The sequence below is a fragment of the Xanthomonas sp. F4 genome (assembly GCF_011761895.1).
This window is the reverse complement of sequence record NZ_JAASQX010000002.1, coordinates 318,738-337,643: the sequence shown is the minus strand read 5'-3', so window position 1 is coordinate 337,643 and position 18,906 is coordinate 318,738. Positions and strand designations below refer to the sequence as shown.

The 18,906-nt window shown below is 69.0% G+C and carries 17 protein-coding genes; 14 read left to right on the top strand and 3 right to left on the bottom strand.

Translation table 11 applies throughout. The features are described 5' to 3' along the window. Positions 1-10 precede the first annotated feature (10 nt). Positions 11-643 (bottom strand): TetR/AcrR family transcriptional regulator, encoded by a 633-nt coding sequence (locus tag FHR66_RS09415; RefSeq protein WP_017916933.1) that lies wholly within the window; start codon positions 641-643, stop codon positions 11-13. Positions 644-857: 214 nt separating this feature from the next. On the opposite strand from FHR66_RS09415, the gene ndk reads away from it, so the two are divergent. The 11 genes from ndk (at position 858) to FHR66_RS09360 (ending at position 13,345) form a co-directional block, all read left to right on the top strand. After that, complete coding sequence (gene ndk, locus FHR66_RS09410) at positions 858-1,283, top strand: nucleoside-diphosphate kinase (protein ID WP_002812972.1); 426 nt, start codon at positions 858-860, stop codon at positions 1,281-1,283. An 11-nt stretch (positions 1,284-1,294) separates the two neighbouring features. Continuing rightward, the gene (gene rlmN / locus FHR66_RS09405) at positions 1,295-2,500 is read left to right on the top strand and encodes a 23S rRNA (adenine(2503)-C(2))-methyltransferase RlmN (protein WP_010342900.1); all 1,206 of its coding nucleotides are present in this window, start codon (positions 1,295-1,297) and stop codon (positions 2,498-2,500) included. A gap of 13 nt (positions 2,501-2,513) precedes the next feature. Next, on the top strand, positions 2,514-3,305 hold the full coding sequence (gene pilW / locus FHR66_RS09400; RefSeq protein WP_184647672.1) for a type IV pilus biogenesis/stability protein PilW: 792 nt from the start codon (positions 2,514-2,516) through the stop codon (positions 3,303-3,305). Beyond that, on the top strand, positions 3,302-4,174 hold the full coding sequence (locus tag FHR66_RS09395; protein ID WP_160969908.1) for a RodZ domain-containing protein: 873 nt from the start codon (positions 3,302-3,304) through the stop codon (positions 4,172-4,174). The genes pilW and FHR66_RS09395 overlap by 4 nt, the downstream gene beginning before the upstream one ends. Before the next feature lie 64 nt (positions 4,175-4,238). Beyond that, a complete protein-coding gene (locus tag FHR66_RS09390; protein ID WP_160969906.1) occupies positions 4,239-4,877 on the top strand; it encodes a YfgM family protein in 639 nt (212 codons plus the stop codon). Further along, positions 4,877-6,232 carry an outer membrane protein assembly factor BamB gene (gene bamB / locus FHR66_RS09385; protein WP_160969904.1) on the top strand — a complete coding sequence of 452 codons (1,356 nt, stop codon included), beginning with the start codon at positions 4,877-4,879 and terminating at the stop codon, positions 6,230-6,232. Before FHR66_RS09390 ends, bamB begins: the two co-directional genes overlap by 1 nt. Before the next feature lie 18 nt (positions 6,233-6,250). Continuing rightward, positions 6,251-7,648, top strand: a complete 1,398-nt coding sequence (gene der / locus FHR66_RS09380) for a ribosome biogenesis GTPase Der (RefSeq protein ID WP_160969902.1) — start codon at positions 6,251-6,253, stop codon at positions 7,646-7,648. A 7-nt stretch (positions 7,649-7,655) separates the two neighbouring features. Continuing rightward, complete coding sequence (gene mobA / locus FHR66_RS09375; protein ID WP_160969900.1) at positions 7,656-8,261, top strand: molybdenum cofactor guanylyltransferase; 606 nt, start codon at positions 7,656-7,658, stop codon at positions 8,259-8,261. After that, entirely contained in the window at positions 8,258-9,475 is a 1,218-nt protein-coding gene (locus FHR66_RS09370) for a molybdopterin molybdotransferase MoeA (RefSeq protein WP_160969898.1), read from the top strand. The genes mobA and FHR66_RS09370 overlap by 4 nt, the downstream gene beginning before the upstream one ends. A 51-nt stretch (positions 9,476-9,526) precedes the next feature. Further along, positions 9,527-10,663 carry a molybdopterin-synthase adenylyltransferase MoeB gene (gene moeB / locus FHR66_RS09365; RefSeq protein WP_160969896.1) on the top strand — a complete coding sequence of 379 codons (1,137 nt, stop codon included), beginning with the start codon at positions 9,527-9,529 and terminating at the stop codon, positions 10,661-10,663. Positions 10,664-11,494: 831 nt separating this feature from the next. Beyond that, positions 11,495-13,345, top strand: a complete 1,851-nt coding sequence (locus tag FHR66_RS09360) for a monovalent cation:proton antiporter-2 (CPA2) family protein (protein ID WP_160969894.1) — start codon at positions 11,495-11,497, stop codon at positions 13,343-13,345. Positions 13,346-13,449: 104 nt separating this feature from the next. Here FHR66_RS09360 and FHR66_RS09355 read toward each other — a convergent pair whose 3' ends face one another. Together FHR66_RS09355 and FHR66_RS09350 are read right to left on the bottom strand one after the other, a co-directional pair. After that, positions 13,450-14,214, bottom strand: a complete 765-nt coding sequence (locus FHR66_RS09355; protein WP_160969892.1) for an alpha/beta hydrolase — start codon at positions 14,212-14,214, stop codon at positions 13,450-13,452. A gap of 2 nt (positions 14,215-14,216) precedes the next feature. Beyond that, the gene (locus tag FHR66_RS09350; RefSeq protein ID WP_160969890.1) at positions 14,217-14,513 is read right to left on the bottom strand and encodes a DUF1244 domain-containing protein; all 297 of its coding nucleotides are present in this window, start codon (positions 14,511-14,513) and stop codon (positions 14,217-14,219) included. Positions 14,514-14,564: 51 nt separating this feature from the next. Here FHR66_RS09350 and folD point away from each other — a divergent pair, with 51 nt between their 5' ends. The 3 genes from folD (at position 14,565) to guaA (ending at position 18,861) form a co-directional block, all read left to right on the top strand. Further along, entirely contained in the window at positions 14,565-15,476 is a 912-nt protein-coding gene (gene folD / locus FHR66_RS09345; RefSeq protein WP_167087728.1) for a bifunctional methylenetetrahydrofolate dehydrogenase/methenyltetrahydrofolate cyclohydrolase FolD, read from the top strand. Positions 15,477-15,710: 234 nt separating this feature from the next. Continuing rightward, positions 15,711-17,168, top strand: coding sequence for an IMP dehydrogenase (gene guaB / locus FHR66_RS09340; RefSeq protein ID WP_160963519.1), 1,458 nt, complete (start codon positions 15,711-15,713; stop codon positions 17,166-17,168). 127 nt (positions 17,169-17,295) lie between these two features. Further along, a complete protein-coding gene (gene guaA, locus FHR66_RS09335; RefSeq protein ID WP_160970743.1) occupies positions 17,296-18,861 on the top strand; it encodes a glutamine-hydrolyzing GMP synthase in 1,566 nt (521 codons plus the stop codon). The last annotated feature ends 45 nt before the right edge of the window (positions 18,862-18,906 follow it).

Sequence of the window (18,906 nt, the reverse complement as noted above, 5' to 3'; positions counted from 1 at the left end):
GTTTGCGGGATCAGGGAACCGAATGGGCGAGGAAGCCGGCTTCGGCGAAACGGATGAGTTCGCGGGCGGCGTGGGCGCGGTGGGCACCCTCGCTGACGCCGGCGGGACGCTTGATCAGGCCGAAGTCGGCCATGGCGTAGGTCAGGGCGCCGGCCAGGAAATCCAGGCGCCAGTACAGTTCCTGCTTGCTCAGCCCGGGCACGCAGGCGGCGATGGCCTTGCCGAACTCGCGCAGCACGTGGCCGTAGTGGTCGGACAGGAACTGGCGCAGGCTGTCGTTGTTCTCGGCGTAGGCGCGGGCGATCACCCGCACGAAGGCGCCGCCGCTCTGCCGCTCCTGGGCCATCGCCAGGGCCGGCTCGACGAAGGCCGCCAGCACGGGGCCGAGCTGGCCGGGATGCTGCCGCTGCGCGGCCTCCAGCTGCGCCATGCGCGCGGCGGTCATTTCGTCCATGCGCCGCCGGAACACCTCGTTGACCAGGTTTTCCTTGGACCCGAAGTGGTAGTTCACCGCGGCGATATTGACGTCGGCCTGGCTGGTGACCTGGCGCAGCGAGGTGCCGGAAAAGCCGTGCTGCGCGAACAGTTCCTCGGCCGCGCTGAGGATGCGGTCCTTGGTCGAGAAGTGCGCTTGCTTTGCCATGCGGCCGCCAGAATCAATCAAACGATTGTTTGAGTCTAGGCCTGGGCGGCAGGCGCGTCATGCTGCTTTGCAGCACGATTCAGCCTGGCCGTGCAAAGCCGGCGCCGATTGGATAGAATTGTCCATCGCAATTCTGGCTAAGCCCGCGTTTTGACGCGGGTTTTTTTCATGTTAACCTCGGGCCTTCAGTGGCCCGCCCAACGGAGAACTTCCCATGGCGCTGGAGCGCACCCTGTCCATCATCAAGCCCGACGCCGTCGCCAAGAACGTCATCGGCGAAATCTACTCGCGCTTCGAGAAGGCGGGCCTGAAGGTCGTGGCCGCCAAGTACAAGCAGCTGTCGCGCCGCGAGGCCGAGGGCTTCTACGCCGTGCACCGCGAGCGTCCGTTCTTCAACGCGCTGGTCGAGTTCATGATCTCCGGTCCGGTGATGATCCAGGCGCTGGAAGGCGAGAACGCCGTGGCCGCGCACCGCGACCTGCTGGGCGCCACCAATCCGAAGGACGCCGCGCCGGGCACCATCCGCGCCGACTTCGCCGATTCGATCGACGCCAACGCCGCGCACGGCTCGGATTCGGTCGAGAACGCCGCCAACGAAGTGGCGTATTTCTTCGCCGCCACCGAAGTGGTTTCGCGCTAAGCGAGGTCGTCGTGAACGAGGTCGTCCATCCTCCCTTGGCCATCGCCGATCCCGTGCGGACCGGCGCGGCGGCCAAGCAGAATCTGCTCGACCTCGATCGCGAGGGTCTGGAGCGTTTCTTCGCCGAGACCCTCGGCGAAGCGCGCTACCGTGCCCACCAGGTGATGAAGTGGATCCATCACCGCTACGTCACCGACTTCGACCAGATGACCGACCTCGGCAAGGCGCTGCGCGCCAAGCTGCAGCAGCATGCCGAGGTCGTCGTCCCCAACATCGTGTTCGACAAGCCCTCCGCCGATGGCACCCACAAGTGGTTGCTGGCGATGGGCGTGGACGGCAAGAACGCGATCGAGACCGTGTACATCCCCGACAAGACCCGCGGCACGCTGTGCGTGTCCTCGCAGGTCGGCTGCGGCCTCAACTGCACGTTCTGCTCCACCGCCACCCAGGGCTTCAACCGCAACCTGTCCACCGCCGAGATCATCGGCCAGGTATGGGTGGCGGCGCGGCATCTGGGCAACGTGCCGCACCAGATGCGCCGTCTCACCAACGTGGTGATGATGGGCATGGGCGAGCCGCTGATGAATTTCGACAACGTCGTGCGCGCGATGAGCGTGATGCGCGACGACCTGGGCTATGGCCTGGCCAACAAGCGCGTGACCCTGTCCACCTCGGGCCTGGTGCCGCAGATCGACCGCCTGTCCAGCGAAAGCGACGTGTCGCTGGCGGTGTCGCTGCACGCGCCCAACGACGCGCTGCGCGAGACCCTGGTCCCGCTCAACAAGAAGTACCCGATCGCCGAGCTGATGGCGGCCTGCGCACGTTATCTGCGCGCCAACAAGCGTCGCGAGTCGGTGACCTTCGAGTACACCCTGATGAAGGGGATCAACGACCAGCCCGAGCATGCGCGGCAATTGGCGCGGCTGATGCGCCAGTTCGACAACGCGGTGCAGGCGTCGAACGCCGGCAAGGTCAACCTGATTCCGTTCAATCCGTTCCCGGGCACGCGCTACGAGCGCTCCGGCGAGACCGAGATCCGCGCGTTCCAGAAGATCCTGCTGGACGCGCAGGTGCTGACCATGGTACGGCGCACGCGCGGCGACGACATCGATGCGGCCTGCGGGCAGCTCAAGGGGCAGGTCATGGACCGCACCCGCCGCCAGGCCGAGTTCAAGCGCGAATTGCAGACGCGGGCGGATCGGGATGCGGCGGCTTAGCCAAGGGCATTCCATCGCGGTGGTGGCGATTGCAGTGCTGGCCTTGCCGGGCTGCAACTGGATCGCCGCCAAGACCGGCACGGTGCGCACTGCCGAGCAGGTGCAGCCGAATTACTCGTTCCGCGACAACCGTGCGGTGAAGTCGCGCGTGGCCTTGCAGGAGCAACTCGGCCTGGCCGCCAACGGGCTGGCCTCCAACGACCTGGACGCGGCGCAGACGCACGCGCGCAAGGCGCTGGCGCTGGATCCCAGCTCGGTGGACGCGCTGACCGTACTGGCGGTGGTCGCCGATCGCCGTGGCGATGCCACGACCGCCGGCGGGTACTACCGCAAGGCCGCCGAACTGGCGCCGACCGACGGTGCGACCTTGAACAACTACGGCGCCTGGCTGTGCGCGAACGGATCGCCGGCCGAATCGCTGGCCTGGTTCGACCGCGCGCTTGCGCTCCAGGACTACGCCACCCCGGCCTCGGCACTGGCCAACGCCGGCGGCTGCGCGCTGCAGGTCGGCCAGCGCGAGCGCGGCGAACGCGATCTGCGCAAGGCGCTGGACCTGGATCCGGACAACGCGTTCGCACTGGAGGCGATGGCGCGCAACCAGGTCGCGCAAGGGCGCTTTTTCGAGGCGCGCGCCTTCTCCGAGCGGCGTCTGGCGGCTGCGCCTGCCACCGCTTCCGTGTTACAACTTGCTATTCAGATTGAGCAAAGGCTGGGCGACAAGGCTGCCGCCGGCCGTTACCAACAGCGGTTGCGCAAGGAGTTTCCCGACGCCGCGACCACGACACCCGGGGCTAGTGCATTGTGATCAGTGATTCCAATCCGAACGCTTTCGATGGCGCCAAAGGCTGCGGGCAACAGCTCCGCGAAGCGCGCGAAGCGGCGGGCCTGAGCATCGACGACGTCGGCAGCCGACTGCGCATGCCGCTGCATGTGGTGCAGGCGCTCGAGTCGGAGCAGTGGCAGCGCCTCGGCGCGCCGGTGTTCGTCCGCGGGCAGCTGCGCAGCTATGCGCGCCTGCTCGGTGTCGATCTTGAGCCGCTGCTGCAGACCGCGCAGATCGCGCCGGTGCAGCCGGTCGAATTGATCAGCCACACGCATACGCCGCCGCTGCGGCGCATGCTCGAGAGCGCCACGCGGCGCATGGTGTACGTGGTGATCACCGCCGGACTGGCGGTGCCGGTCTGGTACGCCACCCGCAGCCACTTCGCCGACGACAATGGCCCCAGCACCGCGTCGCTGGACGTGGTGCCGGGCGCGCCGGGCAATACCGCGGCCGCGCCGGCGGCGCCGGCCAATGGCGCCGCGTCGACGGTGCCGGCCGCGCCGGTGGCCGCACGGCCGGCGCCGAGCGCTGCGCCGTACATCGCCTCGCTGACGCCGATGCCGCGCCCGGCGGCGGAGCCGGAAAAGAACAGCCTGAGCCTGTCGTTCCAGGGCGACAGCTGGGTGCAGATCCTCGCGCCCGACGGCACGCCGGTGGAGAAGGCGCTGCTGAGGGCGGGCGAGACCCGCACCTATGCGCCGGGCCAGGTCGGGCGCGTGGTGCTGGGCAATGCCTCCGCGGTCCAGGTTCAGCATGCCGGGAGTACGGTGGATCTGACCCCGTTCAGGCGCGCGAACGTGGCGCGCTTTGCGGTATCCTCTGACGGTTCCGTGGTGCCCGCCTCCGAGTGACGGCGGCGCGGTTCCTCATCTTCAACATTTCATGTCCCGTCGCAGCGGCGGGGCGAGAGTACGCATGGCGATTGACGACCTGCTCGACGAGCACGAACAAAGCGAACGCGTCCGCACTTGGCTCAGGAAGAACGGCGCCGGCCTGATCGGCGGCATCGTCCTGGGCCTCGGCGCGATCATCGGCTGGCAGTGGTGGACCAAGCAGCGCTCCAGCGATCTGGCCCAGGCCAATGCCCGCTACGAAGCGGTGCTCAAGAGCATCCAGGCCAATCAGCTGGACAAGGCCGCCAAGGACATGGCCGAGCTGCAGCAGGGGTCGACCAACATCTACGCCGAACTGGCCGCGCTGCGCCTGGCCAAGGCGCAGGTCGATGCCGGCAAGTCCGATGCCGCGTTGACCACGCTGCGCGGGCTCAAGACCGACGGCGAAATGAAGGTGATGGTCGACCATCGCGTGGCGCGGCTGCTGATTTCCGGCGGCAAGCCGCAGGACGCGCTGCCGCTGGTGGCTTCGGCCACCGATTCGCAGGGCCTGGAAATTCGCGGCGATGCGCTGATCGCGCAGGGCAAGCGCGACGCGGCGCGTGATGCGTACGCCAAAGCGCTGACCAGCCTGGACGTGGCCTCGCCGCAGCGGCGCGTGGTCGAAACGAAATTGATGGATGCGGGCGGCAGCGTGCCGAATGCCGCGGAGCCGATCTGATGAAGGTAGTCATGTTCAAGCGTGTCGCCACCGTGGCCCTGCTGGGTCTGGCGTTGTCGGGCTGCACCACGGTCAAGGGCTGGTTCGCCGGCAAGGATGCGGCTGCCAAGAAGGCCGCCGAGCCGGCCGAACTGGTGAAGTTCACCCCGTCGGTGAAGGTGGTGAAGCTGTGGTCCACCGACGCCGGCAAGGGCGAGCGCCGCATCGGCGTGCGCCAGCACCCGGTGGTGGCCGACGGCAAGGTGTATGCGGCCGCGACCTCCGGCACGGTCTACGCGCTGGATCTGCAGACCGGCAAGACCATCTGGGAATACGACGCCAAGCAGGCGCGCAAGCAGAAGCTGGCGCAGGTCGAGGACCAGCCGAAGAGCCAGGTCGAGAGCGAGTCCGGCAAGAACCTGACCAAGGACGAGCGCGCCGCCTACAAGCAGCGCCTGCGCAACGAGAAGCAGCAGGCCAAGGAGCGCAAGCGGCTTGAGAAGAAGCGTCCGCTGCCGCGTTTCGCCGGCGGCCCGGGCGTGGGCGATGGCCTGGTGGTCGTCGGTGCGCTGGATGGCGAGGTGATCGCACTCGATGCCGCTACCGGCACCGAGAAGTGGCGCGCCAAGGTGCCCAACGAAGTGATCGCCGCGCCGGTGATCGCGCAGAACACGGTGTTCGTGCGCAGCAACGACGGCCGCACCACCGCTTTCGATGCCGCCACCGGCCAGCAGCGCTGGTTCAACGCGCAGGAACTGCCGAGCCTGACCGTGCGCGGCAACGCGCCGGTGGTGGCGGGTCCGGGCGTGCTGTTCATCGGCAACGACGACGGCACCCTGGCCGCGCTGGCGATGCAGGACGGCCGCGTGCTGTGGGAGCAGACCATCGGTGCGCCGGAAGGCCGCACCGAGCTGGAGCGCATGGCCGACGTCGACGGCGCCCCGGTGCTCGACGGCACCACGCTGTTCGCGACCAGCTTCAAGAACCAGACCGTAGCACTGGAAGGTCCGAGCGGCCGTCCGCTATGGAGCCGCGATCATGGCGGCGCCGGCGGCGTCGGCGTGAGCTCCGGCAACGTGGTGGTGGCCGACAACGCCGGCACCGTGTGGGCGCTGGACAAGGCCTCCGGATCGGCGATGTGGTCGCAGCCGGCGCTGGCGCGCCGTTCGCTGACCGGTGTGGCGATCCAGGGCGACTACGCCGTGGTCGGCGACTACAAGGGCTATCTGCACTGGCTCCGGCTCGACAACGGCGAGTTCGCCGCGCGCGAGCGGGTCGGGCGCCAGCCGCTGGTGGCGCAGCCGGTGGTCGCAGACGGAATTCTGCTGATGCAGAACACGAAAGGCGACCTGACCGCGTTCCGGTTGGGTCAATAACAAGAGAAGGATGTCGCGATGCTGCCGCTGGTCGCCCTGGTTGGACGGCCGAATGTCGGCAAGTCCACGCTGTTCAACGCGCTGACGCGCAGCCGTGACGCGCTGGTCCACGACCAGCCCGGCGTCACCCGCGATCGCCACTACGGGGTCTGCCGGCTGCAGCCGGAAACCCCGTTCGTGATCGTCGATACCGGCGGTATCTCCGGCGAAGAGGAAGGCCTGGCCGGTGCCACCGCCGAGCAGGCGCGCGCCGCGGCCGGCGAGGCCGATCTGATCCTGTTCGTGGTCGACGGCCGCGAGGGCTCTTCGTCGCTCGACGACGAGATCCTGGCCTGGCTGCGCAAGCTGGCGCGGCCGACCCTGCTGCTGATCAACAAGATCGACGGCACCGACGAGGACCAGGTGCGCGCCGAGTTCGCGCGCTACGGTCTCGGCGACGCCATCGCGGTTTCCGCCGCACACCGCCATGGCATCGACGACCTGCTCGAGGAAGTCCTGGAGCGGTTGCCGGAAGAGGGCGCCGGCGAAACCCTGGACACCGATCCGGCGCGCATGCGCATCGCCTTCGTCGGCCGCCCGAACGTCGGCAAGTCGACCCTGGTCAATCGCCTGCTGGGCGAGGAGCGCATGATCGCTTCGGAGGTTCCGGGCACCACCCGCGACTCGATCGCGGTGGACCTGGAACGCGACGGCCGCCTGTACCGGCTGATCGACACCGCCGGCCTGCGTCGCCGCGGCCGCGTCGAGGAGGCGGTGGAGAAGTTCAGCGCGTTCAAGACGCTGCAGGCGATCGAGCAGTGCCAGGTGGCGGTGCTGATGCTCGATGCCGGCGAAGGCGTGACCGACCAGGACGCGACCGTGCTCGGCGCGATCCTCGATGCCGGCCGTGCCCTGGTGGTGGCGATCAACAAGTGGGACGGGCAGAGCGACTACCAGCGCGCGCAGGCCGAAGATCTGCTGTCGCGCAAGCTCGGCTTCGTGGCCTGGGCCGAGGCGGTGCGTATTTCCGCCAAGCATGGCTCGGGCATGCGCGAGCTGTTCCAGGCGATCCATCGCGCACACGCCTCGGCGGTGCGCGAGTTCAGCACCAGCGAAGTCAACCAGGCGCTGGAAATCGCCTACGAGAGCAATCCGCCGCCGAGCATCCGCGGACACGTCTCCAAGCTGCGCTACGTGCATCCGGGCGGCAGCAATCCGCCGACCTTCATCGTCCACGGCACGCGCCTGAAGGTGCTGCCAGAATCGTACAAGCGCTACCTGGAAAATTTCTTCCGCAAGCGCTTCAAGCTGGTCGGCACGCCGGTGCGCTTCATGTTCCGCGAAGGCGCCAACCCTTACGAAGGCAAGAAGAACGTGCTGACCGAGCGCCAGATCGCCAAGAAGCGGCGTTTGATGAAGCACGTCCGCGGCAAGTAGCCGCACGATGGACCCGCAGCGCGCAATCACCCTCGGCATTCTCGCCGGTGGCCGCGCGCAGCGCCTGGGCGGATACGACAAGGCCTGGCTGCAACGCGGCGGGCAGGCGCAGGTGGAGTGGCTGGTACAGGCGCTGGCGCCGCGGGTGTCCGTGGTGCTGGTCAGCGCCAACCGCAGCTTGCCGCGCTACGCCGCCATTGGATTGAAGGCCGTGCCGGACCGCGTCGCGGCGCCGGCCGGGGCGGAGCGTTCGCTGGGGCCGATCGCCGGGCTGGATGCACTCGCCGCCGCCTGCGCCACGCCCTGGTTGCTGACTGTGCCGGTCGACCTGTGCGTGTTGCCGCCGGATCTGCCCGCAAAGCTGGCCGCAGCCGCTGATGAGTGCGACGGTGCCTGGGTCGAGGATGCCGACGGCGCGCAGCCGCTGGTGGCGCTGTACCGGTTGTCCGCGCTGCGCCCGGCGCTGGAGGAGGCGCTGGCGGCCGCCCGCTACGCGCCGCGGGCATTGCAGCAGCGCCTGCGGATGGGGCCGGTGGCGCTGCCGGAGATCGTGCTGGGCAACCTGAACACGCCGCAGGACCTGGCCGCAGCGGGTATCCTGCCGCCACCATGACCGACTATCCCTCCCGGATCGCCTACACCGACGCGTTGGCGATCGTCGCTGCCGCTGCGCGTGCCCGTCCCGTCAACAGCGAGCGCCTGGCGGCGTCGCGCGCCGATGGCCGCATCCTGCTGGAACCGCTGGATGCGCCGATCGACCTGCCGCCGTTCGCCAACAGCGCGATGGACGGTTTCGCGCTGCGCCATGCCGACCTGGCCCCTGGGGCGCCGACCGACTTGCGCCTGGCCGGCGAGCAGTTCGCCGGCGCCGATCGGCAGCAGGCGCTCGCGACCGGCGAATGCCTGCGCATCACCACCGGCGCGCCACTGCCGGCCGGGGCGGATACGGTGGTGATCAAGGAGAACGTGCACGAGCACGATGGCGTGGTGCAGGTCCCGGCCGAGATCGCCGCCGGCGCGCACGTGCGGGCGCGCGGCGAGGACGTGCGTGCCGGCGAGCGCGTGCTCGAGGCCGGCATGCTGCTGACGCCCTCGCGCATCGGCCTGGCGGCGGCCTTGGGCATGGACCAGCTGACGGTGGCGGCGCGGCCGACCGTGGCGGTATTCGCCACCGGCGACGAACTGGTCGAGCCGGGCATGCCGCTGCAGCCGGGGCAGATCTACAACAGCAACCGCGACATGTTGATGGCGCAGCTGCGTCTGCTCGGCCTGGCGCCGACCGCCTGGCCGACCCTGCCGGACGATCCGCAGCGCATCCAGGCCATGCTCGCCGATGCGGCCTCGGCATTCGACGTGGTGCTGACCTGCGGCGGCGTCTCCGCCGGCGAGAAGGACTACCTGCCGCGGCTGCTGGCCGATCATGGCCGCATCCTGTTCTGGAAGGTGCGCATGCGTCCGGGCATGCCGCTGTTGTTCGGCGAGTGGGATCGCGCCTTGTTCCTGGGCCTGCCGGGCAATCCGGTGTCGGTGCTGGCGACCTTCCTGGCGATCGGGCGACCGTTGCTGGATGCACTGCAGCGTCGCAGCGAGCCGCACCGCGCCTGGCGCGCGCGGCTGGCGGCCGGCTGGGACAAGCGCCACGACCGGCTGGAGTTCCTGCGCGGACGCATGCGCTGCGATGCGCGCGGCCAGCTGTGGGCGGAGCCGAATCCCGCGGACGGCTCGCATCGCCTGCGCGGCGCCGCCGACAGCGACGTGCTGCTGCGGCTGGAGGAGGGCGCGCGCCAGTTCCAGGCCGGCGACGTGGTCGAGGTGGTGCCGTACTGAACTGCGCCGCGGACGGCGGACGCGCGCCCGGTTTGCGCCGATAATGCGCGGATGGGCATTCGAGAACTGACCCCCACGCAGGCGCAGGCGCGGCAGGCGCAGGGCGCGCGCTTGATCGACATTCGCGAGGAGCACGAGCGCGCCACCGGCATGGCCAGCGGTGCGCAGGGCGTGGCGCGCGCGCAGTTGCAGGCCGACCCGGCCGCCTATTTTGGCGCCGACACCGAGGTGCTGCTGATCTGCCAGAGCGGCAAACGCTCGCACGACACCGCGGTGTTCCTGGAGCAGGCCGGCTACACGCAGGTCGCCTCGGTACTGGGCGGCACGACGCGCTGGCAGCGCGAGGGCTTGCCGCTGCAGCGGCCGCCGCTGGCACCGGAGCAGGAGGACTTCTTCGATCGCTATTCGCGGCATCTGCGCCTGCCCGAAGTCGGGGTCGACGGCCAGCGCCGGCTGCAGGCCGCGCGCGTGCTGCTGGTCGGCGCCGGCGGCCTGGGCTCGCCGGCTGGCTTCTACCTGGCTGCGGCCGGGGTGGGGCAGTTGCGCATCGCCGATGACGACGTGGTCGAGCGCAGCAACCTGCAGCGGCAGATCCTGCACGGTGACGCGCGGATCGGCCAGGCCAAGGTGGACTCGGCCGCGGCGAGCCTGGGCGCGCTGAACCCGGGTGTACGGGTGGAGGCGGTGCGCGAGCGGGTCACCGCGGACAACGTCGAGCGGCTGCTGCAGGACGTGGACGTGGTGCTGGACGGTTCGGACAATTTCCCTGCGCGTTACCTGCTCAACGATGCCTGCGTGAAGCTGGGCAAGCCGCTGGTGTACGGCGCGGTGCAGCGTTTCGAGGGCCAGGTCAGCGTGTTCGACGCCGGCCGCCGGCGCGGGCAGGCGCCGTGCTACCGCTGCCTGTTCCCGGAGCCGCCGCCGCCGGAATTCGCGCCGAACTGTGCCGACGCCGGCGTCCTCGGGGTGCTGCCTGGCATCGTCGGCCTGCTGCAGGCCAACGAAGTCTTGAAGCTGCTGCTCGAGATCGGCGAGCCCCTGCGCGGTCGCCTGCTGCACTTCGACGCACTGGCGATGCGCTTCCGCGAAACCCGCCTGTCTGCCGATCCGCAGTGTCCGCTGTGTGCGCCGGAGCGGCCGTTTCCTGGCTATATCGACTACGCGCAGTTCTGTGGTGCTGAGGATTAGCTGCAACTAGGTGTCGCTGTTCGCGGCGGCACCCGTACCCTCATCCGCCCCTGCGGGGCACCTTCTCCCGGTGGGAGAAGGGAAGCGAGGTCTCGGTGGCTGAAGCAGTGCCGTGCACGTTTTAAGCCCCTCTCCCCCGGGAGAGGGGTTGGGGTGAAGGTACGGCGCGAAGCGCACTCGTGGTGCCAGCCTGCAGTAGGTGTCGGTGTGCGCGGCGGCACCCGGACCCTCATCCGCCCCTGCGGGGCACCTTCTCCCGGTGGGAGAAGGGAGCGAGGTCTCGGTGGCTGAAGCAGTGCCGTGCACGCTTTAAGCCCCTCTCCCCCCGGGAGAGGGGTTGGGGCGAGGGTACGGCGCGAAGCGCACTCGTGGTGCCAGCCTGCAGTAGGTGTCGCTGTGCGCGGCGGCACCCGCACCCTCATCCGCCCCTGCGGGGCACCTTCTCCCGGCGGGAAAAGGGAAGCGGGTCTCGGTGGCTGAAGCAGTGCCGTGCACGCTTTAAGCCCCTCTCCCCCCGGGAGAGGGGTTGGGGTCAGGGTACGGCGCGAAGCGCACTCGTGGTGCCAGCCTGCAGTAGGTGTCGCTGTGCGCGACGGCACCCGCACCCTCACGCCCCTGCGGGGCACCTTCTCCCAGTGGGAGAAGGGAAGCAGGCTCCCGGTGGGAGAAGGGAAGTGTGTTCTGCGCGTTGATCGCACGATCGACATTGGCCGGCAATCGACTGCCTGCATGTCTCAGGCGACGCATGGTGCGCGCAGCACGCAGTGCGCCGCGTCTCATGTCGCTTCCCGCTCCATAGGGATGCTCCGGCGGTGTGCGTAGAATCGGCGCATGACAAGTCCAGCCGACAGCAGCGAACTGATCAAGGTGGTGGCGCTGCTCGGCGCGGCCGTGGTGGCGGTGCCGGTGTTCCGCCGGCTCGGCCTGGGCTCGGTGCTCGGCTATCTCGCCGCGGGTCTTGCGATCGGGCCGTTCGGCCTGGGCTGGTTTTCCGATCCGCAGGCGATCCTGCACGTCGCCGAACTGGGCGTGGTCATGTTCCTGTTCGTGATCGGCCTGGAAATGCGGCCCTCGCACCTGTGGAGCCTGCGCAAGCAGATCTTCGGTCTGGGCACCGCGCAGATCATCGTCTGCGCCAGCGTGCTGACCGGCGTCGGTCTGGCCTTCGGCTTTCCGCTGCCGGTGGCCTTTATCGCCGCCTCCGGCTTCGTGCTGACCTCCACCGCGGTGGTGATGCAGTTGCTCGGCGAGCGCGGCGACATCGCCTTGCCGGCGGGGCAGAAGATCGTCGCGATCCTGCTGTTCGAGGATCTGTTGATCGTGCCGCTGCTGGCGGTGGTGGCGTGGATGGCGCCGGTGCCGGCGGATGCCTCGGCGCCGTCGCGCTGGATCGGCATCGGTGTTGGCGCCGCGGCGATCGTCGGCCTGCTGGCGGCCGGGCGCTGGCTGCTGAACCCGCTGTTCCGGCTGCTGGCCGCGGCCAAGGCGCGCGAGGTGATGACCGCGGCGGCCTTGCTGGTGGTGCTGGGCGCGGCGCTGCTGATGCAACTCGGCGGGCTGTCGATGGCGATGGGCGCGTTCCTGGCCGGCGTGCTGCTGTCCGAATCGACCTTCCGCCACCAGATCGAAGCCGACATCGAGCCGTTCCGCGGCATCCTGCTGGGGCTGTTCTTCCTCGGCGTCGGCATGGCGTTGAACCTGGCGGTGGTGGTGGCCAACTGGACGCTGATCCTCAGCGGCGTGCTCGCCTTCATGGCCGCCAAGGCCGCGTGCATCTACCTGGTCGCGCGGCTCACCGGCAGCGGCCACGCGCAAGCGCTGGATCGTGGCGTGCTGATGGCGCAGGGCGGCGAGTTCGCCTTCGTGCTGTTCGCCGCCGCCAGCGGCGCCGGCGTCATCGATGCGCAGATCAACGCCAACCTGACCGCCATCGTGGTGCTGTCGATGGCACTGACCCCGTTGTTCGTGCTGCTGTACCGGCGCTGGGCGCCGGTGGAAGCGCCCTCCATGGAAGGCGTGGACGCGGCCGACGGCCTCACCGGCAGCGTGTTGATCATCGGTTTCGGCCGCTTCGGCCAGGTCGCCAGCCAGTCGCTGCTGGCACGCGACGTGGACGTGACCATCATCGACAACGACATCGAGATGATCCAGAGCGCGGCCAAGTTCGGCTTCAAGATCTACTACGGCGACGGCACGCGCCTGGACGTGCTGCACGCGTCCGGCGCGCACAGCGCCCGCGCCATCGCGGTGTGCGTCGACAACCGCGAGGCGGCCAACCGCATCGTCGAGCTGGCCACGCATGAGTTCCCGCACGCCAAGCTGCTGGTGCGCTCCTACGACCGCGAGCATGCGCTGGAATTGATCGCCGCCGGCGTCGACTATCACATTCGCGAGACCTTCGAATCGGCGGTCGAGTTCGGCCAGGCCGCGCTGGTCGAACTGGGTATGGACGAGAGCGAGGCGCGCTCCATCGCCCGCGAGATCCGCCGCCGCGACGCCGAGCGGCTGGAACTGGAGGTCGCCGCCGGCGACGTGCGTGCCGGCAGGGGCCTGATGTACGGCAACATCACCCCGGTGGTACCGACGCCCACCCCGTTCACTCCGCCACGGCGCGAGAGCCGCACGCTGAATCCGGAAGGCGTGCCGGTGACCGAACCTGTGCAGGAGCGTGACGGCACTTAGCCGCCATCGTTGGCGGGAGTTGTAGGAGCGGCTTCAGCCGCGACAGTGCCTTCCCGGGAACGCCTGGTCGCGGCTAAAGCCGCTCCTACGACAGGCGCCCAGTCTCAGCGCAAGAACGCCTGCAGCGCCTGCACATAGCCTGGATCGTCGCTGATGTCGTTATGGTCGGCCTGCGCGAAATCGACCACGGTTGGATGCTGCGGCAGGGCCTTGAGCAGGGCATCGGTGCTGGCCGGCGGCACCACCTGATCGCGGCCGGCGCGCAGGATCAGCAGTGGACCGCGATAGGCGTGCAAGGCCCGCGCCGAGTCGTAGCGATCGCGCAGCAGCCAGCGCACCGGGACCCACGGATAGTGCGCCTGTGCCGCCGAGACCAGGCTGTCGAATGGCGTCACCAGCACCAGCCGCGACACCGCGCGGCGCGCCGCCAGCTGGCTGGCCACGCCGCTGCCCAGGCTGCGCCCGAGCACCGCGATCTGTGCCTGCGGCTGCGCGGCGCGCACATGGTCGTACAGCGCCAAGGCGTCGCCGACCAGTGCGGTCTCGCTGGGTGTGCCATCGCTGGCGCCGTAGCCGCGATACGCGAGCAGGTAGAGGCTGTGGCCGGGCAGGGCGGCCTGCAACTGCGCGCGTGCCGAACGCAGGTCCTCGGCATTGCCGCCGAAGTACAGCAGCACCTTGTCGCGGCCGGGAGTGACCTGCCAGCCGCGCACCTGTACGTCCGCACCGCGTCGCAGCGCGAAGTCGGTCTGCGCCGGCGCCACCCGCGTGCCCTGCGGGAAATACAGCAGGTCGCGCTGGCCCCGGTAGAGCAGGGCGCAGACGCTCAGATAGGCGATGGCGAGGGCAATGGCGGCGTAGCGCAGCATCACTAGCCGTGCTTGCGCTGCGCCTCGGCGAAGGCGGCCAGTTGCTCCGGTGTGGCCTCGGCCTGGTGCCGCGCCTTCCAGTCGGTGAACGGCATGCCGTAGACGCGCTCGCGCGCCTGCTCCTTGCTCAAGTCTTCGCCTTCGGCGGCCGCCGCCTCGCGGTACCAGTCGGCCAGGCAGTTGCGGCAGAACCCGGCCAGGATCATCAGGTCGATGTTCTGTACGTCGGGGCGGTCCTGATTGAGGTGCTGCAGCAGGCGGCGGAAGGCGGCGGCCTCGATGCGGGTGGTGTCGGTCATGGCGGAATCGGGGACAATGGACATCCCCCGACTCTACACCCGCCCGCCCCGATGACCGATTCCGCGCCCGTCTCCTCCGTCCCGGCCCGCATCCTCGACGGGCGACGCATCGCCGAAGACCTGCTCGACGAGCTCAAGGCACGGGTTGACGCGCGACTGGCGGCCGGACAGCCGCGGCCCGGGCTGGCGGTGGTGCTGGTGGGCGGCGACCCGGCGTCCGCGGTGTATGTGCGCAACAAGCGCCGTGCGGCCGAGAAGGTCGGCATCGAGGCGTTCGACTACGACCTGCCGGCCGGCACCAGCGAAGCCGAACTGCTGGCGCTGATCGACCGGCTCAATGCCGACCCCAAGATCCACGGCATCCTGGTGCAGTTGCCGCTGCCGGGCATTCCCGATGCCAGCCGGCTGATCCATCGCATCGATCCGCGCAAGGATGTGGATGGCTTCCATCCGGAGAACGTCGGCCACCTGGCGCTGCGCGAATTCGGCCTGCGCCCGTGCACGCCGCGCGGCATCGTCACCCTGCTGGCGCATACCGACCAGCCGGTGCGCGGGCGCAACGCCACCATCGTCGGCGTCAGCAACCACGTCGGCCGGCCGATGGCGCTGGAACTGCTGATCGCCGGCTGCACGGTCAGCTGCTGCCACAAGTTCACCCCGCCGGAGGTGCTGCAGGCGCGGGTGCGCGACGCCGACATCCTGGTGGTGGCGGTGGGGCGGCCGGGGCTGGTCCCGGGCGAGTGGGTCAAGCCCGGCGCGGTGGTGATCGACGTCGGCATCAACCGCCTGGACGACGGCCGTCTGGTCGGCGACGTCGGCTTCGACGCGGCGGCGCAGCGCGCCAGCTGGATCACCCCGGTGCCGGGCGGGGTCGGGCCGATGACCGTGGCCACGCTGATGCAGAACACGATCGAGGCCGCTGAGGCGGCGGGGATTGGGGATTCGGGATTGGGGATTCGTTGAAGGCTGCGCGGGATTGCGGAGTCGGGATTCGGGATTCGTTAAGTTGACAGCAAAAGTGCATGCACCGCCTGTCCGGGGCGCATCGTTGCCGGTGGATCATCGAAATCGGCCGTTTGACAGCCAGGCAAACGATCGGCCGCGCAGGGCGCCACCGTAGCGAATCCCCAATCCCGACTCCCCAATCCCCGCCCCAATGCGTTAAAATGCCGCGCTTCCCCACACTCGGGTCCGCCGATGCTCCGCATCCAGGCTGAAGCTCTCACCTACGACGACGTTTCGCTCGTCCCCGCCCATTCGACCGTCCTGCCCAAGGACGTCAGCCTGGAAACCCGGCTGACCCGCGACCTGCGCCTGAAACTGCCGATCCTGTCGGCCGCGATGGACACGGTCACCGAGCACCGCCTGGCGGTGGCCATGGCCCAGCTCGGCGGCATCGGCATCATCCACAAGAACCTGACCCCGGCGCAGCAGGCCGCCGAAGTGGCCAAGGTCAAGAAGTTCGAGGCCGGCGTCATCACCGAGCCGTTCACGGTCGGTCCGGAGACCACCATCGGCGAGGTGCTGAAACTCACCCGCGCCCGCAACATCTCCGGCGTGCCGGTGGTGGACGGCAGCGAGCTGGTCGGCATTGTCACCAGCCGCGACATGCGCTTCGAGAAGAAGCTCGACGATCCGGTCCGCCACATCATGACCAAGAAGGATCGCCTGGTCACCGTGCGCGAAGGCGCCAGCGACGAGGAAGTGCTGCAGCTGCTGCACCGCCACCGCATCGAGAAGATCCTGGTGGTCAACGACGGCTTCGAGCTGCGCGGCCTGATCACGGTCAAGGACATCCAGAAGAAGACCGACAACCCCAACGCCGCCAAGGACGCCGCCACGCGGCTGCTGGTCGGCGCCGCGGTGGGCGTCGGCGGCGATACCGAACAGCGCATCGAACTGCTGGCTGCGGCCGGCGTGGACGTGGTCATCGTCGACACCGCGCACGGCCATTCGCAGGGCGTGATCGAGCGCGTGGCCTGGGTCAAGAAGACCTACCCGCAGTTGCAGGTGATCGGCGGCAACATCGTCACCGGCGACGCCGCACTGGCGCTGATGGACGCCGGCGCCGATGCGGTCAAGGTCGGCGTGGGCCCCGGCTCGATCTGCACCACGCGCGTGGTCGCCGGCGTCGGCGTGCCGCAGATCACCGCGATCGACATGGTCGCCGAGGCGCTGCAGGACCGCATCCCGCTGATCGCCGACGGCGGTATCCGCTATTCCGGCGACATCGGCAAGGCGCTGGTCGCCGGCGCCTCCACGGTGATGGTCGGTGGCCTGTTCGCCGGCACCGAGGAAGCCCCGGGCGAAGTCGAACTGTTCCAGGGCCGCAGCTACAAGAGCTACCGCGGCATGGGCAGCCTGGGCGCGATGGAGAAGGGCAGCAAGGACCGTTACTTCCAGGACGCCTCCGACGCCGACAAGCTGGTGCCGGAAGGCATCGAAGGCCGCGTGCCGTACCGCGGCCCGCTCAGCGGCATCATCCACCAACTGATCGGCGGCCTGCGCGCGACCATGGGCTACGTGGGCTGCGCCACCATCGAGGACATGCGCACCAAGCCGAAGTTCGTCACCATCACCGGTGCCGGCCAGCGCGAGAGCCACGTCCACGACGTGCAGATCACCAAGGAACCGCCGAACTACCGCATGGGCTGATGCCCATGCGCGGGATTGGGGATTCGCGATTGGGGATTCGTCGCCCGCCGCGTCTCCACTGGCCGTGCGCAGCGCGGCCCCCCGCTGTTGCGAATCCCGAATCCCGAATCCCCAATCCCGGCCCCAGATGACCAACATCCACAGCGACAAGATCCTCATCCTCGATTTCGGTGCGCAGTACACGCAGTTGATCGCGCGGCGCATCCGCGAACTCGGCGTGTACTGCGAGATCTGGGCCTGGGACCACGATCCGGCCGAGATCGCCGGCTTCGGCGCCAAGGGCATCATCCTCTCCGGCGGCCCGGAATCGACCACGCTGCCGGGCGCGCCGGCCGCGCCGCAGGAAGTGTTCGACAGCGGCCTGCCGATCTTCGGCATCTGCTACGGCATGCAGACCCTGGCCGCGCAGCTCGGCGGCGCCACCGAAGCGGCGGACCAGCGCGAGTTCGGCCACGCCGAAGTCGAGGTGGTCGCCGCTGATGCACTGTTCTCCGGGCTGACCGATCACGCAGGCGCGTCGCGTTTGAACGTGTGGATGAGCCATGGCGACCACGTGTCGCAGGTGCCGCCGGGCTTCACGATCACCGCCGTCACCGACCGCATCCCGGTCGCGGCTATGGCCAACGAGGCCAAGCGCTGGTACGGCGTGCAGTTCCATCCGGAAGTCACCCACACCCTGCAGGGCCAGACCCTGCTGCGCCGCTTCGTGGTCGACGTGTGCGGCTGCGCCACGCTGTGGACCGCGGCCAACATCATCGACGACCAGATCGCCCGCGTGCGCGCCCAGGTGGGTGAGGACGAAGTGATCCTCGGCCTGTCCGGCGGCGTCGATTCGTCGGTGGTCGCTGCGCTGCTGCACAAGGCGATCGGCGACAAGCTGACCTGCGTGTTCGTCGACACCGGCCTGCTGCGCTGGCAGGAAGGCGACCAGGTGATGGCGATGTTTGCCGAGCACATGGGCGTCAAGGTGATCCGGGTCAACGCCGCCGACCGCTACTTCCAGGCGCTGCAAGGCGTCAGCGATCCGGAAGCCAAGCGCAAGATCATCGGTAACCTGTTCGTGGAGATCTTCGACGAAGAGTCGAACAAGCTCAGCAACGCCAAGTGGCTGGCGCAGGGCACCATCTACCCGGACGTGATCGAGTCGGCCGGCAGCAAGACCGGCAAGGCCCACGTCATCAAGAGCCACCACAACGTCGGCGGCCTGCCCGAGCACATGAAGCTGGGCCTGGTCGAACCCTTGCGCGAATTGTTCAAGGACGAAGTGCGGCGCCTGGGCGTGGAACTCGGCCTGCCGCGCAGCATGGTCTACCGCCACCCGTTCCCCGGCCCCGGCCTGGGCGTGCGCATCCTCGGCGAAGTGAAGCGCGAGTACGCCGAACTGCTGGCCAAGGCCGATGCCATCTTCATCGAGGAATTGCGCAAGGCCGACCTGTACGACAAGACCAGCCAGGCCTTCGCCGTGTTCCTGCCGGTGAAGTCGGTTGGCGTGGTCGGCGACGCCCGCGCCTACGAGTGGGTGATCGCCCTGCGCGCGGTGGAGACCATCGACTTCATGACCGCGCACTGGGCGCACCTGCCGTACGACTTCCTCGGCACGGTGAGCAACCGCATCATCAATGAGCTGCGTGGTGTCTCGCGGGTGGTGTACGACATCAGCGGCAAGCCGCCGGCGACGATCGAGTGGGAGTGAACCCCGGTTCTTCTGGGGCGATCACCAGCGGTCGGTTGCGGTTGC